We start from the raw sequence: 19,171 nt of genomic DNA, 5'->3' as shown, positions 1-19,171 counted from the left end.
CGATACTGTTTCCGGGTGGAAGGGGTGCTTCATGTCGGTTCACCGGGACGCCTCCGGCGCGGCGCGCATCGTGGAGGTGGCGACCGGCTACATGGCCGCCAAGCAGCTCTTCGCCGCCACCGAGACCGGCCTGTTCGCGGCGCTGGCCAAAGGCCCCGCGTCCGCGGCCGAACTGGCCGCCCGCACCGGCCTGCCGGAGCGCACCGCCCGCATCCTGGCCGACGCCATGACCGCCCTGGGCCTGCTGACCAGAACCGGCGGCCGCTACGACAACACCCCGGCCGCCGCCCGCCACCTGACGGGCGGAGGAGAGGACCTCGACCTGCGCCCGTTCCTCACCTTCCTCGACACCATCAGCTACCCGCACTGGCTCGGCTTCGGCGCCAGCGCCCGCACCGCCCGGCCCGCCCCGCTCGACCTGGGCGGCGACCGGATGGAGATCTTCCTCACCGGCGTGATGACCTACAACGCGCTGCACGCCAGGACGCTCGCCGCCCACTACGACTTCACCGCCCACCGCCACGCCCTCGACCTCGGCGGCCTGTCCGGCGCTTTCCTCGCCGAGGCGCTCCGTTCCGCCCCCGCCCTGCGCGGCGCCTTCTGCGGCGACGGCGAACTGGCCGAGCTGGCCATGAAGGCGCTGGAGGAGGCCGGCGTGGCCGAGCGCGCCGAGCTGATCGAGACCGACCCGCTCACCGGCGACCTGCCCACCGGCTTCGACCTCGTCCTCCTGGAGCACGTGGTGCACCGCTTCGGCCCCGAGGAGAACCTGCGCCTGGCCGAACGCGCCCGCGCGGTGGCGGCCCCGGGCGCCACGCTGCTCGTGCTGGACTTCTTCCTCGACGCCGACCCCGTCCAGCGGCTCGTGGACGCCCTGCACGCGGCCGAGTACCTCGTCATCGACGGCACCCGGGTCCACCCGGAGGACGAGGTCCGCGGCTGGCTGGACGCCGCCGGCTGGGAGCCCCGCCAGACACTCTGCCTACCCGGCTGCCCGCGCGTGCTGGTGGCACGGGCCCGATGAGCGCACGGGCACGGCGCAGCGCGGTTGTGACGAGCAAGCGGGTACGGCGGAGCGCGGTAGTGACGAGCGAGTGGGTACGGCGGAGCGCGGTAGTGACGAACGGGTGGGTACGGCGGAGGGCGGACGTGACGTGGAGGCGGGCGGGATGAGCGGGCAGGGGCGGCTGGTCCTGGTCACCGGTGGGGCGAGCGGGATCGGGCGGGCGGTGGCCCGTGCGTTCGCCGAGGCCGGGGACCGGCCGGTGCTCGCCGACGTGGACGGGCCGGCCGCGGAGAAGGCCGCCGCGGAGATCGCCGCGGAGTTCGGCGGGGAGTTCGGCGGGGAGTTCGGCGGGGAGTCCGGCGCGGGGGGCGGCGGGAAGCCCGGCGCGGGGTTCGGCGCCGCGGCGGTGACCATGGACGTCACCGACGCCGCCTCGGTCGAGAGCGCGCTGGCCCGCGTGACGGCCGCGCACGGCCAGGTCGAGGTCCTGGTCAACAACGCCGGCGTCGTCGCCGGAGGCGGCCCGCTGGCGGAGCTGCCGGTGGAGGTCTTCGACCGGGTGGTGGCGGTCAACCTCCGCGGCACGTTCCTGGTCACCAGGGCGGTGGCGGGCCGGCTGATCGCGGCCGGGCGGGGCGGCTGCGTGGTCAACGTGAGTTCGGCCGGCGCCCGGCAGCCCACCGCCGGCCTGGGCCACTACGAGGCGACCAAGGCCGCCGTGGAGGCGCTCACCAGATCGACCGCCCTCGAGCTGGCCCCCCACGGCATCCGCGCCAACGCGGTGGCGCCCGGCCCGGTGCTGACCCCGATGACGGCCGGGCTCATGGCCGATCCGCGGGCGCGCGCCGCCTGGGAGTCACGCATCCCGCTCGGCAGGATCGCCGCGCCGGACGACGTGACGCCGCTGGTGCTGTTCCTCGCCTCCGCGGCCGCCGCGCACATCACCGGCGTCGTGGTGCCGGTGGACGGCGGCCAGCTCCTGACGTGAGCCGGGACCGCCTGGCCTGAGCCGGGACCGCCTGGTCTGAGCACGTCAGCTCGCCCGTCCTGGCCCAGGCGGGCCGGCTCCGCCCAGTCCGGGCCGGGGTCAGCTCTTCCTGGCCTGGGCCTTGTGCAGCGCCTCCGCGGTCGCGATCTTGTGCGCGCACGCCACCCGCTCGATCTCCTGGGCCTCCGCGCCCGCCTCGATCAGCTCGAGCATGTTCGCGTGCTCCTCGACCGACCGGCGGGCCCGCCCCGGCACGTGGCTGAAGGTGGAGCGGCGCATGTGATCCAGCCTCGCCCACTCCGCCTCCAGCAGCGCCCGCAGGTGCTCGTCCGGGCAGTGGGCGTAGATGGCGAAGTGGAACTCCCGGTTGAGCGCGGTGAAGGCTACGGGGTCGAACTCCTCCAGGGCGGCGATCATGCGCTGGTTCACCTCACGCGCCTGCGCGATGTGCTTGGCGGTCATGGACGGCGCCGAGATGGCCGTCGCGTACCCCTCCAGCCGGGCCAGCACCTGCAGCGCGTGCTCGACCTGGGCCGCGTCGAAGACCGCCACCCGGGCGCCGATGTTGCGCACCACCTCGACCAGCCCGTCGGACTGCAGCCGGCGCACCGCCTCCCGCAGCGGGATCGTGCTGACCCCGGTCTCCCGGGCGAGCTGGTCCATGACCAGCCGGTAGCCGGGGCCATAGGTGCCGTCGAGGATGCGTGAGCGCAGCAGCTCGTAGCTCAGCTCGGCCTTCGACACATTGGCCCGCGTGGACCCCTTCGCGGAATTCACCGCTCTGCCTCTCTCCCCGATGCGTTTGCCGATCAGTGCACGAGCGTTTTCGCCACGACTTCCAGCAGGCCGGGTCCGGCCAGCGCCTGCAGGTGGTCGCCAGGGACGGTGACCAGGCTGGCCCCGGCCACTAGCCCGACGATACGCTCGATTCCCGCCGTCACCACGTCCTCCCGCCCCGCGACGAACACCGGAGGCTCCTGGCCCCTCCACGGCCCCGGCTCGAACGGCGTGGCCCGGAGCCCTTCCACGCAGGTCACCAGCCCGGCCGCCCGGTCGCCGTGGGCGAGAACCATACCAGCGATCATGGCCGAGAGCGGATCGGCGGGCATCGGGCCGCCGGCGGCGGCCTGCCGTACCGCCTCGACGTCCAGTGCGGCGAACGGATCCACGGGGCTCAGCCCCCCGAGGACGGCGCGGCGCACCCGCCCGGGCGCCGCGGCGGGCAGTTCCCAGGCGATCCTCGCGCCCAGCGAGTAGCCGACCACGTCGAACGGGCCGCGATCGACCGCGTCCATCGCGCCGACGAGGGCGGCGGCGATGGCGCCGGCGCCGGCCTGCGCGCTGGTGACGGGCGCCGGGCTGTCCCCGTGGCCCGGCAGGTCGGCGACCACGGCCCTGCGGCCCGCCGCGGTCAGCGCGGCCACCATGCCGGTCCGCACCCAGTCGCGCTGCCCGTCGGCGGCGAAGCCGTGCAGGAGCAGCACCGGAGGCCCGGCCGCGGCCGGCTCCTCGGGGACGTGCACGCGTACGGCCAGCCGCGCTCGATCGGCCATCTCCCGGCATCCTTTCGCATACGATTTCAGATGTTAGATTAACCTGAGCCCTGCTCACGCCACCGTCGAGGGCACCGGGAAGTCGACCACGATCTGCCCGGTGCCGCTGCTGCCGAAGTACGGGCACAGCTGCTCGCCCCGGCCCGAGTAGTCCTTCCAGCCGAGGATCCCGAAGAGCATGGCGGTGTCGGCCATGGCCCCCTCGCCCGTGCAGCGCTCGTTGTAGTCGGGCAGCATCTCCAGGAACTCCGCGATCCGCCCCTCGGTCCACAGGTCGAGCACCGCCATGTCGGTCTTGCGGTTGAACGCGCTGCTGACCTCGTTGAGCAGGCTCTCGGCCACTTCGTTGGGCGGGAAGGCGTGCGAGAGCGAGCCGCTGGCCAGGAAGGCCACCTTGCGCTCGCTGCGCTCGGCCGCGCGCCGCAGCGCCTCGCCGATCCGGCGGTTCTCGTCGATGGAGGAGTAGACGTTGCACCCGATCGGCAGCACTCTGATGGCCGAGTCGCCGTTCATGAAGTACATCGGCACCAGCGTGGCGTACTCCAGGCCGAGGTCCTTGTAGGTGTGCACGAGCGCCTTCTGGCCGCCGGCCGCGATCTCCTCGCGGGCCAGCTCGGCCAGATGCGGGTCGCCCGGGTAGTCGTAGGCCAGGTCGTGGATGAAGTGCGGCAGCTCGTGGCTGGCGTAGGAGGCGCGGTGGCGGTCCTTGCCGTTGAGGTGGAAGCCGATGGTGTTCATCCAGTGGGTGTCGGCCACCAGGAAGGTGTCGGCGCCGAGCTCGCGGGCCCGCCGGCCGATCTCGGCCAGCGCCATCTCCGCCGGGCGCCGGATGCCGTGGTACTTGCCCGGCTGGATGGACAGCCAGATGGACGGCACGTGCGTGATCTTGGCGGCCAGGACGATCTCTCCCATGTGCATCCTCCGATCCGGGCGCCGAAGAGCGGCATCGCAGAATCATGTACGAACTCAAATATCTTTGTCTATAGTGCCCGCTCCTTCCGATCCGCTATCATCCACGATGTCGTATATGATCTGGAGCTGCCATGGACCATCCTCTCGGCCTCGCGCCGAGGAAGATCATCGCCGTCCACCTCAACTACCGAAGCCGCGCCGCGGAACGGGGCCGCGTGCCCGCCGCGCCCTCCTATTTCCTCAAGCCGCCCACCTCGCTGTCCTGGTCGGAGCGGCCCGTCGTCCGGCCCGCCGGCTGCGAACTGCTCGCCTTCGAAGGCGAGATCGCCCTGGTCATCGGCAGCCGCGCCCGGCAGGTGCCGCCGGAACGGGCCCTGGAGCACGTCGCCGGCTACACCGCCGCCAACGACTTCGGCGTCTACGACTTCAAGCACGCCGACCTCGGATCCAACCTGCGCGCCAAGGGCCAGGACGGCTACACGCCCGTCGGCCCGGCCATCCTCACCGGCGCCGACCCCGGTTCGCTGCGGCTGCGGACCTACCTCAACGGCCGGCTCGTCCAGGAGGCCGGCATGGGGGAGCTGCTGTTCGGCTTCGACCTGCTCATCGCCGACCTGTCGCGCTACATGACCCTGGAGCCCGGCGACCTCATCCTCACCGGCACCCCGGCAGGTTCGACCGTCGTGGAGCCGGGCGACCTCGTCGAGGTGGAGCTCGAAGGCGCCGGGCGGCTGCGCAACCAGGTCGTGGGCGACTCCCGCGACGCCCCGGCCGCCTGGGGCGTCCAGCCGCGGGTCACCCTGGAGAGCTGGGCCGCCGCCCTCGGCTCCGCCGGGTCGGCCGCGCCGTACCACTCCTTGAGCGCGGAGACGATGCACACGCTGCGCTCGGTCTCCACCGCGACGCTCTCCTCGCAGCTGCGCAGGCGCGGCATCGACCACCACTTCATCGAAGGCGTCCGGCCCACGCGGCCCGACCTGCGCATGGCCGGGTTCGCTCGGACGCTGCGCTACCTGCCGCTGCGCGAGGACATCTTCACCGAGATGGGCGGCGGGATGAACGCCCAGAAACGCACGATCGAGGAGATCCTCCCGGGAGAGGTGCTGGTGATCGAGGCGCGCGGCGACCACGGCGCGGGCACGCTCGGCGACATCCTGGCCCAGCGCGCGCTGCGCCGGGGCGCGGCCGGCGTCGTCACCGACGGGGGGCTGCGCGACAGCCCGTCCTTCGCCGGCCTGGACCTGCCCGCCTACTACGCGGTGCCGCACGCGGCCGTGCTCGGGCGCCGGCACGTGCCCGCGGTGTCGCAGGTGCCCGTGGCCTGCGGCGGCGTGCTCGTCATGCCGGGCGACGTGCTCGTGGGCGACGCGGAGGGCGTGGTCGTCGTGCCGTACGCCATGGCCGCCGACGTGGCCGCGGACGCCGCCCGCCAGGAGGACGAGGAGCGCTTCATCCTCCAGCGGGTCGCGGAGGGCGCCTCGATCGACGGCCTCTATCCGATGAACCCTGCTTGGCGGCAGGCTTATCGCGCCTGGCGGAAATCTGGAGAAGACGCATGAAGTACCGCTCGGATCCCGCGGCCATCCGGGGGTCGATCGCGCCGCTGGTGACGCCCTTCACCGCCTGGGGCGCGCTCGACCTCGCCTCCCTGCGCGCGCTGGTGCGCTGGCAGCTCGACCAGGGCTCGCACGGCATCTCCCTCGGCGGCTCCACCGGCGAGCCGTCCGCGCAGACCGTCGAGGAACGCATCGCCGCGATGACCGCGGTCGCGCAGGAGATCGCGGACCGGGCGCCGTTCCTGCCCGGCACCGGCTCGGCCAAGCTGGAGGAGACCCTCCAGCTGACCGCCGCGGCCGAGCGGCTCGGCGCCGACGCCGTCCTCGTCATCACGCCCTACTACGCCAGGCCCGGCCAGGAGGCGCTGTTCCGCTGGTACGCCACGATCGCCGGGGAGTTCCCCGGCCTGCCGATCGTCATCTACAACGTGCCCTCGCGCACCGCCGTGGACCTCGCGCCCGAGACCGCGGGACGGCTGCGCCGCGCGCACGCCAACATCGTGGGCATCAAGGAGACCACCCGCGACTTCGAGCACTTCTCCCGGGTCCTGCACCAGTGCGGGCGCGACTTCCTCATGTGGTCGGGCATCGAGCTGCTGTGCCTGCCGCTGCTGGCCATCGGCGGCGCCGGGTTCGTCAGCGCCGCCGCCAACCTCGCCCCCGCAGCCGTGGCCCGCATGTACACCGCCTACGCGGAAGGCGACCACGAGCGCGCCCTGGAGCTCCACTACGCCCTGCACCCGCTCGTGGACCTGCTGTTCGTCGAGACCAACCCCGCTCCGGCCAAGTGGGTGCTGGAACACCGGGGCCGGATCGCCTCCGCGCACGTCCGCCCGCCGCTCATCTCCCCGACCCCGGCCGGGATCACCCGGATCGAGGCCCTGCTGGCCGACTGTGAGGATCTGGTCCGATGATCCTGGAGCACTACATCGACGGGGCGCACGTCCCCAGCATCTCCGGCGACACCTTCACCTCGCTGGAACCGGCCACCAACCGTCCCTACCTCACGGTCTCCGCCGGGCACGCGGAGGACGTCGCCGCCGCCGTGGCCGCCGCCAGGAAGGCGTTCGGCGACGGCCCCTGGCCCCATATGCCCGCCGGCGAGCGGGCCGCGACGCTGCGCGCGATCGCCGCCGCCATCGAGACGCGCGACGAACGGCTGGCCGCGCTGGAGTGCCGCGACACGGGCCTGCCGATCACCCAGGCGCGGGGCCAGGCGCGCCGCGCGGCGCAGAACTTCCGCTTCTTCGCCGACGTCATCACCACGCTGGGCGAGGACGTCTACCGGGTCGGCTCGGCCCAGCTCAACTACGTCCTGCGCAAACCGGTCGGCGTCGCCGGGCTGATCACCCCGTGGAACACGCCGTTCATGCTGGCGACCTGGAAGCTGGCGCCCGCGCTGGCCGCCGGCTGCCCGGTCGTGCTGAAACCCGCCGAGTGGTCGCCGCTGTCGGCCGGGCTGCTGCCGGAGATCATGGAGGAGGCGGGCCTGCCGCCCGGCGTGTTCAACCTCGTGCACGGCATCGGGGAGGAGGCCGGGGCGGCGCTGGTGGAGCACCCCGACGTCCCGGTGATCTCCTTCACCGGGGAGAGCGCCACCGGGCGCGTCATCATGCGCGCCGCCGCCTGCCACCTCAAGACCCTGTCGATGGAGCTGGGCGGCAAGTCGCCGCTCATCGTGTTCGACGACGCCGACCTGGAACGTGCCCTGGACGCGGCCGTGTTCGGCGTGTTCTCGCTCAACGGCGAGCGGTGCACCGCCAGCTCCCGCGTGCTCGTGCACGCGCCGATCTACGCCGAGTTCACCGCCCGCCTGGCCGAGCGGGCCGCCCAGGTGCGCGTGGGCGTGCCCGACGACCCCGCCACCGAACTGGGCGCCCTCATCCACCCCGACCACTATGCCCAGGTCAGCGAGTACGTGCGGATCGGCGTCGAGCAGGGCGCCCGCCTGGCCGCGGGCGGCACCCGCCCGGCCCACCTGCCCGAGGGCAACTACCTGAGCGCGACGGTCTTCGCCGACGTCACCCCCGACATGCGCGTCTTCCAGGAGGAGATCTTCGGCCCCGTCGTGTGCGTCACCCCCTTCGGCAGCGAGTCCGAGGCGGTCGAACTGGCCAACGCCACCCGATACGGCCTGGCCGCCTACGTCTGGACCAGCGACCTGCGCCGCGCCCACCGGATGGCGCAGGCCGTCGAGAGCGGCATGGTCTGGGTCAACTCCCAGAACGTCCGCGACCTGCGCACGCCGTTCGGCGGGGTAAAGGCCAGCGGCCTGGGGCGCGAAGGCGGGCGGCACAGCATCGACGTCTACACCGCCGCGCACATCGTGCACCTGGCCACGGAGGACCTGCCGGTCCCCCGCTTCGGTACGGCGTGAGCCCGGGTCAGGAGCAGGTGGCCAGGATGACCGTGACGACCGTGCAACTGGCCGAGGCGCTGTCGTTGGCCGGGTTCGGGTCCGCGGGCGCCGAGGCGGTACGGCCGGCGGTGACCGTCACGTTGCCCAGGCTGAGCAGGCCCAGCGGGAGCCGGAAGCCGGAGGCGGCGCTTCCGCCGGCCGCGATGGCCCCGTAGGCGCAGGTGACGCTGCCGGGGACGGACGTGCAGCCGGGCGACAGGCCGGTCGCGGTCCTGCCCGGCGGCAGGGTGGCGGTCAGCGTGGCCGAGGTGAGCGGGCCGGGGCCGAGGTTGCGCGCGGTCATCGTGTAGCTCAGGTACGGCACCAGCAGTCCGAGCCTCGGCCGCGCGACCAGGTCCACGTCCACGTCGGCGTCGCCGGCCGGCGCCCAGTCGATGGTGAACTGGAACCCCGGGATCGTGGCCAGCACGGTCTTGCCGGAGCCGTCGGCGTTCATCGTGTACAGGTCGTTGTCCCGGGTGAAGGCGATCTTGGCGCCGTCCGGCGACCATCGGGGCGCGCCGCTGGTCGTGGTGTCGGCCGACAGGTTCGCCTGGCCGCTGCCGTCGGCGTTCATCACGTACACCTGGCCGCGGTCGGGGGAGAACCGGTTCCACCCGTAGACGATCTTCGTGCCGTCGGGGGACCAGTCGGGCAGCCCGGCCGCCTCGTTGCAGCAATAGCTCGTCAGCTGGGTCTCGCCGGTGCCATCGGCGTTCATGACCGAGATGTTCCGCGTGGGGTTCCGGAAGGCGATCTTGGTGCCGTCCGGCGACCACGCGGGGGCGTCGCCGTACACGCCCAGAGAGGTGAGGCCGGTGCCGTCGGGGCGGATCACGGTGAGCGTGCTGTCGGCGGCCGAGCGGTAGACGATCTTCGTGCCGTCCGGCGACCAGTCGACCGGGGCGTCGATGACGGCGGTGCCGCCGGGGACCTGGGCCTGGCCGGAGCCGTCCGGGTTCATGGTCCACAGGTAGTGCAGGCCGCCGTCCATGCGGGTGAAGGCGACCTTGGTGTTGTCGGCGTTGGCGGCGGCGTTGGAGTCGGGCACCTCGTTGTCGGTGAGCTTGGTGACGCCGGTGCCGTCCGGGTTGATCCGGTAGATCTCCCTGTCCGGATCGGTGGTCTGGTCGACGAAGTAGATCGGGCCGTTGCTGCCAGGGAAGGCGGCGTGCGCGGGGCTCGCCACTACGGTCAAGCCCGATAACACCAGCGCGAGCACTCCCGTGAGAACGGGTAACGGCCGCCGGGCACTGAGCATGTGATACCTCCGGTAGAGAAGGACCCACCCCATGCAAGCCAGTGCCCGGCCCGGAACATCGGCAACCCCTGTCACATGGCCAGCTCCGGCCATCGGCCGCCGTTACACGACGACCAGGTCCCGCGGGGTGTTGTTGAGGCGCAGTCCGCCCGATTCGGTGCAGACCAGAATGTCCTCGATGCGCGCTCCATGGGCTCCGGCGCGGTAAATGCCCGGCTCGACGGAGAACGCGAAGCCCGGCTCCATCGGCTCGTCGTTGCCGGCGACGATGTAGGGCTCCTCGTGGGTCTCGATGCCGATGCCGTGCCCGGTGCGGTGGATGAACAGCTCGCCGTACCCCGCCTCGGCGATCACCTCGCGGGCCGCGGCGTCGATCGACTCGCACGACACGCCCGGGCGCACCGCCGCGCAGGCCGCGTCCTGCGCCCGCCGCAGGACCTCGAAGAAGGCCGCGTACTCGGCCGGCGGCTCGCCGATGCAGTAGTTGCGGGTGGAGTCGGAGCAGTAGCCGTTGTGCAGCTGGCCGCCGATGTCCACCACGACCGGCTCCCCGGCCTGGATGACCCGGTCCGACAGCTCGTGGTGCGGGCTGGCGCCGTTGGGCCCGGAGGCCACGATCACGAAGTCGACCGTCTCGTGCCCGGCCGCCAGGATCGCCTCGGCGATGTCCCGGCCCACCTCCCTCTCCGTACGGCCCGGCCGCAGGAACCCCGGCACCTGCCGGTGCACCGCGTCGATCGCCTCGCCCGCCTGGCGCAGCGCCTCGACCTCGGCCGGCGACTTGCGCATGCGCAGCTCGCGCAGCACCGACCCGGCCAGCACCTGCTCGGTCCCCGGCATCGCGGAACGGAAGCGCAGCGAGGCCATCGCCCACATCCGGTCGGCCAGCCCGACCTTCGCCGCGGGGCCGAGCCGCTTGGCCGCGATCTCATACGGGTCGTCGGTCTCGTCCCAGGCCACGAACTCCAGCCCGAGCCGGGACGCGGGCGAGGCCTGCGCGGCCGGCAGCTCCAATCTGGGCACCATCATGTACGGCTCGCCGGCCGCGGGCACCACGAGACATGTGAGCCGCTCCAGCGGCAGGGCCTGGTAGCCGCTGACATAACGCAGATCCGGGCCCGGGGTGAGCAGCAGGGCGTCGAGGCCGGATGCGGCGGTGGCCTCCTGGACGGCGGCCAGGCGCGACACGGGATACAAGTCTTGGGACGTCACAGGCCCAATCTACTCGTCATCGCTCCGCTAAAATCCGCGAAAAGGTCTCACAACACGCCAAGCCGCCGCTACACTCCGTTCAAGGACGATCACATACGGTGGGACCTCTTGTCCCGTTCCACGCCATATGAGAGTGAACATGGTCGACGTCGCGGGCGGCCATCAGCCACCCCTCCCTTCACCGGACCACCAGCGTCCGATGAGCGCGGCCGAGCTCATCGGACACCTCACCCAGCAGCAGGCCGACGAGCACGACTCGGCCATGCTGGCCATCCGCCTGTCCCACGCCGAGCGCCTGGGCAACATGGGCTGGGCCGAGTGGAATCTCCGCACGGGCGACGCCGTGTGGTCCGACCACGTCTACGTGATCTTCGGCCGCGACCGCGCCGACGGTCCCCTCGGCCTGCCCGAGCTGGCCGGATACGTCGAACCCGGCGACCTCGGCGCGCTCGACCAGCTCCTGTGGAGCGTCGTGCAGGGAGTCGAACCGGTCCAGGCGGAGTTCCGTATCCGCCGGGGCGGCGAGGTGCGCAACCTGCGGGTCGTGCTGGAACCCCTGCTCGCGCCGGGCGGCCCGATCGGCGTCCACGGCGTCGTCCAGGACATCACCGGCCGCCGCAGGGCCGAGCGCATCATGTCCGAGTCGCGCCGCCAGCTCCTCGAGGCCAGGGAGCGCGCCGCCGAGGAGCGCCACGTCATGCTCGCCCTGCGCGAGGCCATCCTCCCCGCGCCCGGCGGCCGCCTCGACCTGCCCGGCACCCGGATCGCCGTCCGCTACGTCCCCGCCGAGAAGACCGCCAACCTCGGCGGCGACTGGTTCGAGGCCGCCGCCCTGCCCGACGACCGCGTCCTGCTGGCCATCGGCGACGTCTCCGGCCACGGCCTGCCCGCCATCGCCCACATGGCCCAGCTCCGGCACGCCCTCGTCGGCCTGACCATGACCGGCGAGCCCGCCGACCGCCTGCTCGCCTGGCTCAACGAACTCGTCCTGCACCGCCTCGACGAGACCACCGCCACCGCCATCATCGGCCACCTCGACACCGAGACCCGCGTCTTCACCTGGAGCCAGGCCGGCCACCTGCCGCCCATCCTGGTGCGCGAGGGCAAGGCCGAGGCCCTGGTCCAGCCCAAGGGCGTCCTGCTCGGCGCCACCTGCGACCAGCCCTACCGGCTGGCCAGCGTGGAACTCCAGGACGGGGACCTGCTGCTGCTGTTCACCGACGGCCTGGTCGAACGCCGCACCCGCGACATCGACGTCGGCCTGGACCTGGCGGTCTCGGCCGCCGCCCAGCTGCTCACCTGCGACCTGGACGCGGGCCTGGACCGCCTCCTCGCCGACATCGGCGGCCCGAACCCGGAGGACGACGCCTGCCTCCTGGCCGTCGGGGTCGGCTGCTGACGCTCGTCGCCGCGGGCCGCTCCCGTACGGCGCAGCCGAGCCGGCCCGATCCCGGGTTCCGTGGGCCGGGGCGGCCTGCCGTACCCCATGAGCTGGTGCGGCGGGAGGCGGAATGTCGGGGCGGGATGCCACCATGGGCGGGTGCTGATGCTTCTCGACACACCCTCGCTCTACTTCCGTGCCTTCTACGGCATCCCGGAGTCGATGACCGCCCCCGACGGCATGCCGGTCAACGCCGTCCGCGGGCTGATCGACATGATCGCCACGCTGGTGCGCACATACCGGCCGGCGGAGCTGGCGGCGACGATGGACGCCGACTGGCGGCCGGCGTTCCGGGTGGCCGCGATCCCGACCTACAAGGCGCACCGGGTGGCCCACGGCGACGCCGAGGAGGTGCCCGACACGCTGGTGCCGCAGATCCCGGTGATCGAGCAGGTGCTGGACGCCGTGGGGATCGCGCGGCTGGAGTCGCCGGGCTATGAGGCTGACGACGTCATCGGCACCCTCACCCGCCGGGCGGCGGGGGCGGTGGACGTGGTCACGGGCGACCGGGACCTGTTCCAGCTCGTGGACGACGCCCGGCCGGTCCGCGTCCTCTACACCGCGCGGGGGATCCGCAACCTGCAGATCGTGGACGAGGCGTTCGTGACGGACAAGTACGGCATTCCCGGCCGAGGGTATGCCGACTTCGCCACGCTGCGCGGTGACCCGTCCGACGGGCTCCCCGGCGTGCCGGGCGTGGGGGAGAAGACCGCGGCCGCGCTGATCACCCGGTTCGGCTCGCTGAGCGCGCTCCTCGAGGCCCTGGACTCCGGGGCCACCGAGGGCTTCCCGGCCGGCGCCCGCACGAAGCTGGGCGCCGCCCGCGACTACCTGCGCGTGGCCCCCGCCGTGGTGGAGGTGGCCGGCGACGCCCCGCTGCCCGGCGTGAGCCTCGCCCTGCCGGGCAAGCCGCACGACCCGGAGGCGCTGGTCCGGCTGGCCGACCGGTACGACCTCGACAGCCCGCTCAACCGCCTGCTCGACGCCCTGAAGTGAGCAACACGGGCATACCTTGATCGGTAGGACGCGATCATGTGACAATTCGCGCACCGGATTACGCAGAGTGGGGGAGCGGTGCCGTGGCGCGAACGCTGAGCGAGCGAACCTAGGGTGGCGGGCGACGAGCTGGGTGAGGCCTCCGAGCTGGGCCGCGTCTGTGCGCTCGCCGCCGAATGCGCCAGAGACCTGCGCCGATGCGCCGAGCTGTACGGCGGCCTGTTCCCCAGGGCGGCCTTCGACCCCGACCTCTACCACGCGCTCTGCCTGACCAGCGCCTTCAGCTCGCCGTGGTCGGCGGCCGAGCGGCTGCGCGTGGCCAACCGGGCGGCGTTGTGGGTCCGGGCGGTGGGCTGGCAGGTGGATCACGCGGCCACCACGCGCGAGGAGGTGGAGGAGCTGGCCGGCGACTGCCTGGCCGTGGCCGACGGGGCGGGTCCCCGGGGGCCGGCCACGCGCTTCCTGGCCGATCTGTGTGACGAGCTGGCGACGGTCAAGGAGTTCGAGGAGCTGCGCGGGGCGTGGCGGGAGCAGCTCGAGCGCATGCTGGCCGCGATGGGGCGGGTGTGGGCGTGGCGGGAGGCGGGGGCGGTGCCGTCCCTGGAGCGATATGTCGAGAACGCCGATAGCCACGGCTCGAGTTTCGTGGATCTGTCACACTGGATATACGCCGACCCGTGGGCCCGTGGGCATCTCGGCGTGCTGGGGCCGGTGAGCCGGCAGGTCCAGCGCTACCTTCACCTGCTGGGCGATCTGGCCTCCTACCGGCGGGATGTCAGCTGGGGCGCCCTCAACGTGCTCATGCTGGACGTGAGTCACGGGGACGTGACGGATCGGATGACCGTTCTGGCCGGGCAGGCCGCGGGGCTGATCGGCCCGTTGCGCGAGGTGAGCCCGCTGACGGCCGCCTACCTGCGGCGCCAGATCGGGTTTAGTACCGGGTTTCATGGCATTTCGGGCCTTCTGGCCTGACAGCTCACTGACTCAGGGGTTTACGAGCGGGCCGCGCTGTGGTGTATTACCGTTCTCTAGGCGACAAAGCGGGACATATGACTTCCTGTGATGGATTGTGCCTTGAGTGGAAATTGTGGCGTTGCTAGGGTGTCTCGTTGCCAGGTAAGTGGATCAGACCTTTTCTCTGCGCCTTGACAGGTCACTCTGACCAGGGCACTTCACAGGGCGGTGCTCGATGGACTTCGGTCGCTCTGATCGATGGCGACTGCCGACCGCGATCAAGATTCTGATCGCCGGCGGGTTTGGCGCGGGCAAGACCACGATGGTCGGCGCCGTCTCCGAAACGCGCCCGCTGCGCACCGAGGAGATGATCACGCACGTCAGCGCGGGCGTGGACGACATGGCGGGCGTGGAGGCCAAGCCGACCACGACCGTGGCCATGGACTTCGGCCGCATCACGATCCGCGGCGACTACATGCTGTACCTGTTCGGCACGCCGGGCCAGGAGCGCTTCTACTTCGTCTGGGACGAACTCGCCCTCGGCGCGCTGGGCGCGGTCGTCCTGGCCGACACCCGGCGGCTGGCCGACTGCTTCCCGGCCATCGACTACTTCGAGCGCCACCGCACCCCGTTCGTCGTGGCCCTCAACTGCTTCGACGGCGCCCGCCCCTTCACGGTCGGCCAGGTGCGCCAGGCGCTCGAGCTGGAGCCGGAGATCCCTATCGTGCTGTGCGACGCCAGGCGCCGCGACTCCGGCAAAGAGGTCCTCATCACTCTGGTCGAGCATGCGCTGCGCATGGGCGCCACCCCGGTCGGGACCGCGCCGTGACGCGAAGCCGCTACCTTTGACCGATGGAGGAGATCGATCGCCGGATCGTCACGCTGCTGGCCCAGGACGGCCGCATGAGCTTCACCGATCTGGCCAGGGAGACGGGACTGTCCGTTTCGGCCGTGCACCAGCGGGTGCGCCGCCTGGAAAAGCGCGGGATCGTGCGCGGGTACGCCGCGATGATCGACCATGACGCGATCGGCCTGCCGCTGACCGCGTTCGTCTCGATCAAACCCATCGACCCCGCGGCCCCCGACGACGCCCCCGACCGCCTGGCCCACCTCCACCAGATCGAGGCCTGCCACAGCGTCGCCGGGGACGAGAGCTACATCCTCAAGGTCCGCGTGGCCTCGCCGGTGGCGCTGGAGGACCTGCTGCAGCAGATCCGCGAGTCGGCCAACGTCTCCACCCGGACGACGGTGGTCCTGAGCACCCCCTACGAGCACCGTCCCCCGCCCCTGGGCGACGGCGCCGTCCCCGAGTAGCGCGGCCGCCCCGCACGCTCCGGGGCGGCCGCGGCCGGTCAGCGCTGCAGCGGGAGCGTGGGCAGCACCTTGACCATGACACCGTCGCAGCTGGCGCACGTCGCGTGCGCCCAGGGCGGCATGCTGCGCAGCCCGCGGTGGCGCCAGGAGACGGCGTCGCCGCCGTGCCCGTCGTCGAGGTGACGGGCTTCGTACTCGTCCTGCCAGATGTGCGAGCAGTGCTGGCAGAAGAAGGTCCAGGTTTCTGAGAACACGTCGGTTTCGCGCATGGCGAAGCACCCTCCGAGAGCTCGGTGCGGTTGGCTGGCGGGCTGGGGAGGTGCCGCCGGCCTATATCCGCCAGACGCTCAACCGGGTCCGGAGCTCGGCGTGCCCGGCCGGGCCCGCGCGTCCCGGCTCGCCCGCCCGCCGTACCACGGAAGCGGGTGCGGGAGACCCGCCGCCCGGCACCGCGGGCGGCGGGCCCGCGACGGCGCGCGCCCGTTTCGCGGGCTGACGCTGCGGGACCCGCGAGCCCGCCTCGTCGGTGCCGGACTCCTCGCCGAGGTGTACGGCGGAGGCCGCCGGGACGGGCTCGGCCGGCACCGCCGGGCAGCCGGGTGACCACATCGCCGCGCACAACCAGAGCGCGGCGAACGCGATCAGCCACCGCGCGGGGCGGCCGAGCGAGCGATACGTGGTCACATCATCACCGTAAGTCACCGAATCAAGCCATGACTCTTGCGTGATGATTCGTATCCGCAGGTCAGAAGGGATAAACGTGCCGTGACGCACCGTCACGGCACCCCCGGACCCGCCGAGGTCAGGCCAGTCGCGGCGTGTAGTGGGCGCGCAGCCTGGCCTTGGCCTCCTCCGTGGCGCCGAGCATGTCCAGCCCGCTCAGCGCCGCCCCCGCGATCGGCGGCACGTCGGCCACGATCACCTTGGCCCGCGGCGCACGGACGGCGAACTCGCCGTCGAGCAGTGCCGTCATCAGCGGATCCCGGGCGGTCAGCATGCCGCCGCCCAGCACCACCTCGGCCGGCGTCTCCAGCAGGTCCAGCCGCCGCAGGCACACCTCGGCCATGACCGCCACCTCGCCGGCCAGCCGCCGCGCCAGGGCCGCGGCCACCTCGTCCCCCGAGCGGGCCGCGGCGAACAGGCCGGGTGCCAGATCCAGCACCCGGTCCGGATCCACGCGGCCGAAATGCAGGTCGAGGACGAACTGCTCCACCGAATCCACCGCGAACTGCCGCCGCACCAGCGTGGAGAGCGTGGTCTCCGGCCCGCGGCCGTCCTCGGCGCGGACGGCGTGCCAGAGCATCTCCTCGGCCACGTCCTGCCCGCCGCCCCAGTCGCCGGACACCTTGCCCAGCGCGGGGAAGCGGGCCACCCGGCCGGTGGGGGAGACGCCGACGGCGTTGATCCCGGCGCCGCAGACGACGGCCACGCCCGACGGCCCGGAGGCGCCGGCGCGTAACAGGGCGAAGGTGTCGTTGCGCACCACGATCCGCCCGCCGACGCCCTGGGCCGCGAACTCGGCGGCCAGCGCCTCCTCCTCCACCGGCAGGTCGGCGCCGGCCAGGAAGGCGGCCACGAGCACGGGTGAGGTGGTCATTCCGGCCTGCCGTACCGCCCGCAGGGTGTCCGTGACGGCGGCGGGGACGCCGTCGCTCTGCGGGGTGAACGGGCCGCCGCGGGCGGTGGCCAGGACCTGCCCGTCCGCGGCGACAAGGGCCAGGTCGGTCTTGCTGTTGCCCCCGTCGACGGCCAGGATCAGCCCTTCACCCCCGTCAGCGTGACCCCTTCGATGAACACCTTCTGCGCGAGGAAGAAGATGATGATCACCGGGGCCGTCACCAGGAGCGTCGCCGCCATGGTGAGGTTCCATTGGACGCTGTGGAACGCCTTGAAGGTCGCCAGGCCGAGCGATAGCGTCCACCCTTCCTGGTCGACGCCCGCGTACAGCAGCGGGCCGTAGTAGTCGTTCCAGCAGTAGAAGAACTGGAAGATCGCGACCGCGGCGATGGCCGGGCGGGCCATCGGGAAGATGATCTTGACCAGTGTCCTGAAGTCCGAGCAGCCGTCCACGCGGGCGGCGTCGGTGTAGTCGCGCGGGATCGTCACGAGGAACTGGCGCAACAGGAAGATCGAGAACGCGTCGCCCATCAACATCGGCAGGATCAGCGGCCACAGCGAGTCGGTGAGGTCGAAGCGCGCCCAGATGATGTACACCGGGACGGCCACGACCTGGGGCGGCAGCATCATCGTGGTGATGACCAGCAGGAACGCCATCTTGCGCCCCCGGAAGCGGAACCTCGCCAGCGCGTAGGCCACCGGGACCGACGACAGCAGCATGAACAGGGTCGCCAGCCCCGCGTACATGAACGTGTTGAGCGTCCACTGCACCAGCTTGGACTTGGCGAACACGGCGGCGAAGTTCGACCAGCTCCACGTCTCCGGCCACAGGTTGCTGGTCAGCGCCTGCTCGTCGGTCATCAGCGCGGTCAGCAGGACGAAGACCATCGGCGCGAGGAAGATGATGCAGACGGCGATGGTCAGCGCGTGCGTGGCGATCCACATGAGCGTCCTGCGCCGCGCCCCGGCCGCGGGCTTCGCGCGTACGGCGGGCCGCCTGGCGGTGGCGGTGGCGGTCATGAGATCTCCTCCGCGTAGCGGAACCTGCGCAGCAGGAACAGGGTGCAGACCATGGCGGCGGCGAACAGCACCAGCGCCATCACGCTGGCCAGGCCCATCGTCCAGTCACGGAAACCGGTGTGGAAGAGGTGCTGGGGCAGGGTGAGCAGCGACTGGTCGGGGTAGCCGGGGGTGAAGGCGGTTCCGGGCGAGTCGGTCGAGCCGGAGGCCACCCGGGAGGCGATCATCGCCTGGGTGAAGTACTGCAGGGCGTAGATGACCGCGGTGACCGTGGAGAACAGCAGCACCGGCGAGATCATCGGCAGGGTGACGCTGCGGAACTGCCGCCAGGCGTTGGCGCCGTCCAGCGCCGCCGCCTCGTACAGGTGCTTGGGCACGTCCAGGAGCGCCGCCATGAAGATGACGATCATGTTGCCGGAGCTCCACAGCGCCAGCAGCGTCAGGCTCGGCTTGGACCAGGCGGCGCTGCCGAACCAGTCGGGCCCCTGGATGCCGACCAGCCCGAGAAGCTGGTTCCACGGGCCGGTCGAGGGGTTCATCAGGAAGACGAAGGCCACCGTCCCGGCCACCATCGGCACCAGCGAGGGCAGGTAGATGATGGTGCGGACCAGCCCCACGCCCGACTTCAGCCGGGTGACGAGCTGGGCGACGCCGAGCGCGAAGATCAGTTGCGCCGGGACCATGAAGGCCACCAGCCACAGCGTGTTCCTGACCGAGATCCAGAACCGCTCGTCCCTGACCAGGTAGGCGTAGTTGTCCAGGCCGACGTACTCGAGCGTGAACAGGTCGTAGCGGTGGAAGGAGAAGTAGACGGTCGCCAGCAGCGGGTAGACGAAGAAGATCGTGACACCCACCAGCCACGGCGACAGCCACACGAGGGCGCGCAGGCCCTCGCTGCGCCGCCACAGCGACGGCGCAGCGTGAGCGCGGAAGGCCATGGCGG

The 19,171-nt window shown here is 72.0% G+C and carries 20 protein-coding genes; 10 read left to right on the top strand and 10 right to left on the bottom strand.

The genetic code is table 11. The features are described 5' to 3' along the window. Nucleotides 1–31: 31 nt before the first annotated feature. Nucleotides 32–1,024: a methyltransferase family protein gene (locus tag FVE25_RS14570; protein ID WP_157247244.1), complete on the top strand. Its 993-nt coding sequence runs from the start codon at nucleotides 32–34 to the stop codon at nucleotides 1,022–1,024. Nucleotides 1,025–1,127: 103 nt separating this feature from the next. After that, nucleotides 1,128–1,994 carry an SDR family NAD(P)-dependent oxidoreductase gene (locus FVE25_RS14565; protein ID WP_246267014.1) on the top strand — a complete coding sequence of 289 codons (867 nt, stop codon included), beginning with the start codon at nucleotides 1,128–1,130 and terminating at the stop codon, nucleotides 1,992–1,994. A 99-nt stretch (nucleotides 1,995–2,093) separates the two neighbouring features. Here FVE25_RS14565 and FVE25_RS14560 read toward each other — a convergent pair whose 3' ends face one another. Genes FVE25_RS14560 through hpaD form a run of 3 tightly spaced genes read right to left on the bottom strand, consistent with a single transcriptional unit; the run spans nucleotide 2,094 to nucleotide 4,459 of the window. Beyond that, entirely contained in the window at nucleotides 2,094–2,771 is a 678-nt protein-coding gene (locus tag FVE25_RS14560; RefSeq protein WP_157247242.1) for a GntR family transcriptional regulator, read from the bottom strand. Between the two features lie 32 nt (nucleotides 2,772–2,803). Continuing rightward, nucleotides 2,804–3,547 (bottom strand): alpha/beta fold hydrolase, encoded by a 744-nt coding sequence (locus FVE25_RS14555; protein ID WP_157247240.1) that lies wholly within the window; start codon nucleotides 3,545–3,547, stop codon nucleotides 2,804–2,806. Between the two features lie 54 nt (nucleotides 3,548–3,601). Next, nucleotides 3,602–4,459 carry a 3,4-dihydroxyphenylacetate 2,3-dioxygenase gene (gene hpaD, locus FVE25_RS14550; RefSeq protein ID WP_157247238.1) on the bottom strand — a complete coding sequence of 286 codons (858 nt, stop codon included), beginning with the start codon at nucleotides 4,457–4,459 and terminating at the stop codon, nucleotides 3,602–3,604. A gap of 131 nt (nucleotides 4,460–4,590) precedes the next feature. On the opposite strand from hpaD, the gene FVE25_RS14545 reads away from it, so the two are divergent. The 3 genes from FVE25_RS14545 to hpaE are packed head-to-tail and all read left to right on the top strand — an operon-like array spanning nucleotide 4,591 to nucleotide 8,392. Beyond that, nucleotides 4,591–6,018 carry a fumarylacetoacetate hydrolase family protein gene (locus FVE25_RS14545; RefSeq protein WP_157247236.1) on the top strand — a complete coding sequence of 476 codons (1,428 nt, stop codon included), beginning with the start codon at nucleotides 4,591–4,593 and terminating at the stop codon, nucleotides 6,016–6,018. Further along, on the top strand, nucleotides 6,015–6,929 hold the full coding sequence (gene dapA / locus FVE25_RS14540; protein WP_157247234.1) for a 4-hydroxy-tetrahydrodipicolinate synthase: 915 nt from the start codon (nucleotides 6,015–6,017) through the stop codon (nucleotides 6,927–6,929). Before FVE25_RS14545 ends, dapA begins: the two co-directional genes overlap by 4 nt. After that, complete coding sequence (gene hpaE, locus FVE25_RS14535; RefSeq protein WP_157247232.1) at nucleotides 6,926–8,392, top strand: 5-carboxymethyl-2-hydroxymuconate semialdehyde dehydrogenase; 1,467 nt, start codon at nucleotides 6,926–6,928, stop codon at nucleotides 8,390–8,392. Before dapA ends, hpaE begins: the two co-directional genes overlap by 4 nt. 7 nt (nucleotides 8,393–8,399) lie before the next feature. Here the strand turns inward: hpaE and FVE25_RS14530 are convergent, their stop codons facing one another. Beyond that, nucleotides 8,400–9,602 (bottom strand): DPP IV N-terminal domain-containing protein, encoded by a 1,203-nt coding sequence (locus tag FVE25_RS14530; protein WP_246267072.1) that lies wholly within the window; start codon nucleotides 9,600–9,602, stop codon nucleotides 8,400–8,402. A gap of 174 nt (nucleotides 9,603–9,776) precedes the next feature. Beyond that, complete coding sequence (locus FVE25_RS14525) at nucleotides 9,777–10,886, bottom strand: M24 family metallopeptidase (RefSeq protein ID WP_246267013.1); 1,110 nt, start codon at nucleotides 10,884–10,886, stop codon at nucleotides 9,777–9,779. A gap of 139 nt (nucleotides 10,887–11,025) precedes the next feature. Here FVE25_RS14525 and FVE25_RS14520 point away from each other — a divergent pair, with 139 nt between their 5' ends. The 5 genes from FVE25_RS14520 to FVE25_RS14500 all read left to right on the top strand — a co-directional run bounded on the left by FVE25_RS14520 (nucleotide 11,026) and on the right by FVE25_RS14500 (nucleotide 15,591). Further along, entirely contained in the window at nucleotides 11,026–12,285 is a 1,260-nt protein-coding gene (locus tag FVE25_RS14520) for a PP2C family protein-serine/threonine phosphatase (protein WP_157247229.1), read from the top strand. A gap of 147 nt (nucleotides 12,286–12,432) precedes the next feature. Beyond that, nucleotides 12,433–13,323 carry a 5'-3' exonuclease gene (locus tag FVE25_RS14515; protein WP_157247696.1) on the top strand — a complete coding sequence of 297 codons (891 nt, stop codon included), beginning with the start codon at nucleotides 12,433–12,435 and terminating at the stop codon, nucleotides 13,321–13,323. Between the two features lie 114 nt (nucleotides 13,324–13,437). Next, nucleotides 13,438–14,295: a terpene synthase family protein gene (locus FVE25_RS14510; RefSeq protein WP_157247227.1), complete on the top strand. Its 858-nt coding sequence runs from the start codon at nucleotides 13,438–13,440 to the stop codon at nucleotides 14,293–14,295. Nucleotides 14,296–14,512: 217 nt separating this feature from the next. Then, entirely contained in the window at nucleotides 14,513–15,106 is a 594-nt protein-coding gene (locus FVE25_RS14505) for a GTP-binding protein (RefSeq protein WP_157247225.1), read from the top strand. Between the two features lie 23 nt (nucleotides 15,107–15,129). Further along, the gene (locus tag FVE25_RS14500) at nucleotides 15,130–15,591 is read left to right on the top strand and encodes an Lrp/AsnC family transcriptional regulator (protein WP_157247223.1); all 462 of its coding nucleotides are present in this window, start codon (nucleotides 15,130–15,132) and stop codon (nucleotides 15,589–15,591) included. Between the two features lie 38 nt (nucleotides 15,592–15,629). Here the strand turns inward: FVE25_RS14500 and FVE25_RS14495 are convergent, their stop codons facing one another. The 5 genes from FVE25_RS14495 to FVE25_RS14475 all read right to left on the bottom strand — a co-directional run bounded on the left by FVE25_RS14495 (nucleotide 15,630) and on the right by FVE25_RS14475 (nucleotide 19,166). Then, nucleotides 15,630–15,860 (bottom strand): hypothetical protein, encoded by a 231-nt coding sequence (locus FVE25_RS14495; RefSeq protein WP_157247221.1) that lies wholly within the window; start codon nucleotides 15,858–15,860, stop codon nucleotides 15,630–15,632. A gap of 61 nt (nucleotides 15,861–15,921) precedes the next feature. After that, nucleotides 15,922–16,275 carry a hypothetical protein gene (locus FVE25_RS14490; RefSeq protein WP_157247219.1) on the bottom strand — a complete coding sequence of 118 codons (354 nt, stop codon included), beginning with the start codon at nucleotides 16,273–16,275 and terminating at the stop codon, nucleotides 15,922–15,924. A 118-nt stretch (nucleotides 16,276–16,393) separates the two neighbouring features. Further along, entirely contained in the window at nucleotides 16,394–17,461 is a 1,068-nt protein-coding gene (locus FVE25_RS14485) for an N-acetylglucosamine kinase (protein ID WP_157247217.1), read from the bottom strand. Beyond that, nucleotides 17,347–18,228 (bottom strand): carbohydrate ABC transporter permease, encoded by an 882-nt coding sequence (locus FVE25_RS14480; protein ID WP_157247215.1) that lies wholly within the window; start codon nucleotides 18,226–18,228, stop codon nucleotides 17,347–17,349. Before FVE25_RS14480 ends, FVE25_RS14485 begins: the two co-directional genes overlap by 115 nt. After that, nucleotides 18,225–19,166 carry a carbohydrate ABC transporter permease gene (locus tag FVE25_RS14475; RefSeq protein ID WP_157247213.1) on the bottom strand — a complete coding sequence of 314 codons (942 nt, stop codon included), beginning with the start codon at nucleotides 19,164–19,166 and terminating at the stop codon, nucleotides 18,225–18,227. Before FVE25_RS14475 ends, FVE25_RS14480 begins: the two co-directional genes overlap by 4 nt. Between the last annotated feature and the right edge of the window lie 5 nt (nucleotides 19,167–19,171).

This window comes from Nonomuraea typhae (assembly GCF_009760925.1).
In the GTDB taxonomy this organism is placed as follows: Bacteria; Actinomycetota; Actinomycetes; order Streptosporangiales; family Streptosporangiaceae; genus Nonomuraea; species Nonomuraea typhae.
The sequence above is the reverse complement of the archived record's forward strand: the minus strand, read 5'-3'. Positions and strand labels throughout refer to the sequence as shown.

Coding starts and splice junctions, on each gene's coding strand:
- FVE25_RS14570 (WP_157247244.1), top strand. CDS start 32: ATGTCGGTTCACCGGGACGCCTCCGGCGCGGCGCGCATCGTGGAGGTG.
- FVE25_RS14555 (WP_157247240.1), bottom strand. CDS start 3,547: ATGGCCGATCGAGCGCGGCTGGCCGTACGCGTGCACGTCCCCGAGGAG.
- hpaD (WP_157247238.1), bottom strand. CDS start 4,459: ATGGGAGAGATCGTCCTGGCCGCCAAGATCACGCACGTGCCGTCCATC.
- FVE25_RS14545 (WP_157247236.1), top strand. CDS start 4,591: ATGGACCATCCTCTCGGCCTCGCGCCGAGGAAGATCATCGCCGTCCAC.
- dapA (WP_157247234.1), top strand. CDS start 6,015: ATGAAGTACCGCTCGGATCCCGCGGCCATCCGGGGGTCGATCGCGCCG.
- hpaE (WP_157247232.1), top strand. CDS start 6,926: ATGATCCTGGAGCACTACATCGACGGGGCGCACGTCCCCAGCATCTCC.
- FVE25_RS14520 (WP_157247229.1), top strand. CDS start 11,026: ATGGTCGACGTCGCGGGCGGCCATCAGCCACCCCTCCCTTCACCGGAC.
- FVE25_RS14515 (WP_157247696.1), top strand. CDS start 12,433: ATGCTTCTCGACACACCCTCGCTCTACTTCCGTGCCTTCTACGGCATC.
- FVE25_RS14505 (WP_157247225.1), top strand. CDS start 14,513: ATGGACTTCGGTCGCTCTGATCGATGGCGACTGCCGACCGCGATCAAG.
- FVE25_RS14500 (WP_157247223.1), top strand. CDS start 15,130: ATGGAGGAGATCGATCGCCGGATCGTCACGCTGCTGGCCCAGGACGGC.
- FVE25_RS14495 (WP_157247221.1), bottom strand. CDS start 15,860: ATGCGCGAAACCGACGTGTTCTCAGAAACCTGGACCTTCTTCTGCCAG.
- FVE25_RS14485 (WP_157247217.1), bottom strand. CDS start 17,461: ATGGAACCTCACCATGGCGGCGACGCTCCTGGTGACGGCCCCGGTGAT.
- FVE25_RS14480 (WP_157247215.1), bottom strand. CDS start 18,228: ATGACCGCCACCGCCACCGCCAGGCGGCCCGCCGTACGCGCGAAGCCC.
- FVE25_RS14475 (WP_157247213.1), bottom strand. CDS start 19,166: ATGGCCTTCCGCGCTCACGCTGCGCCGTCGCTGTGGCGGCGCAGCGAG.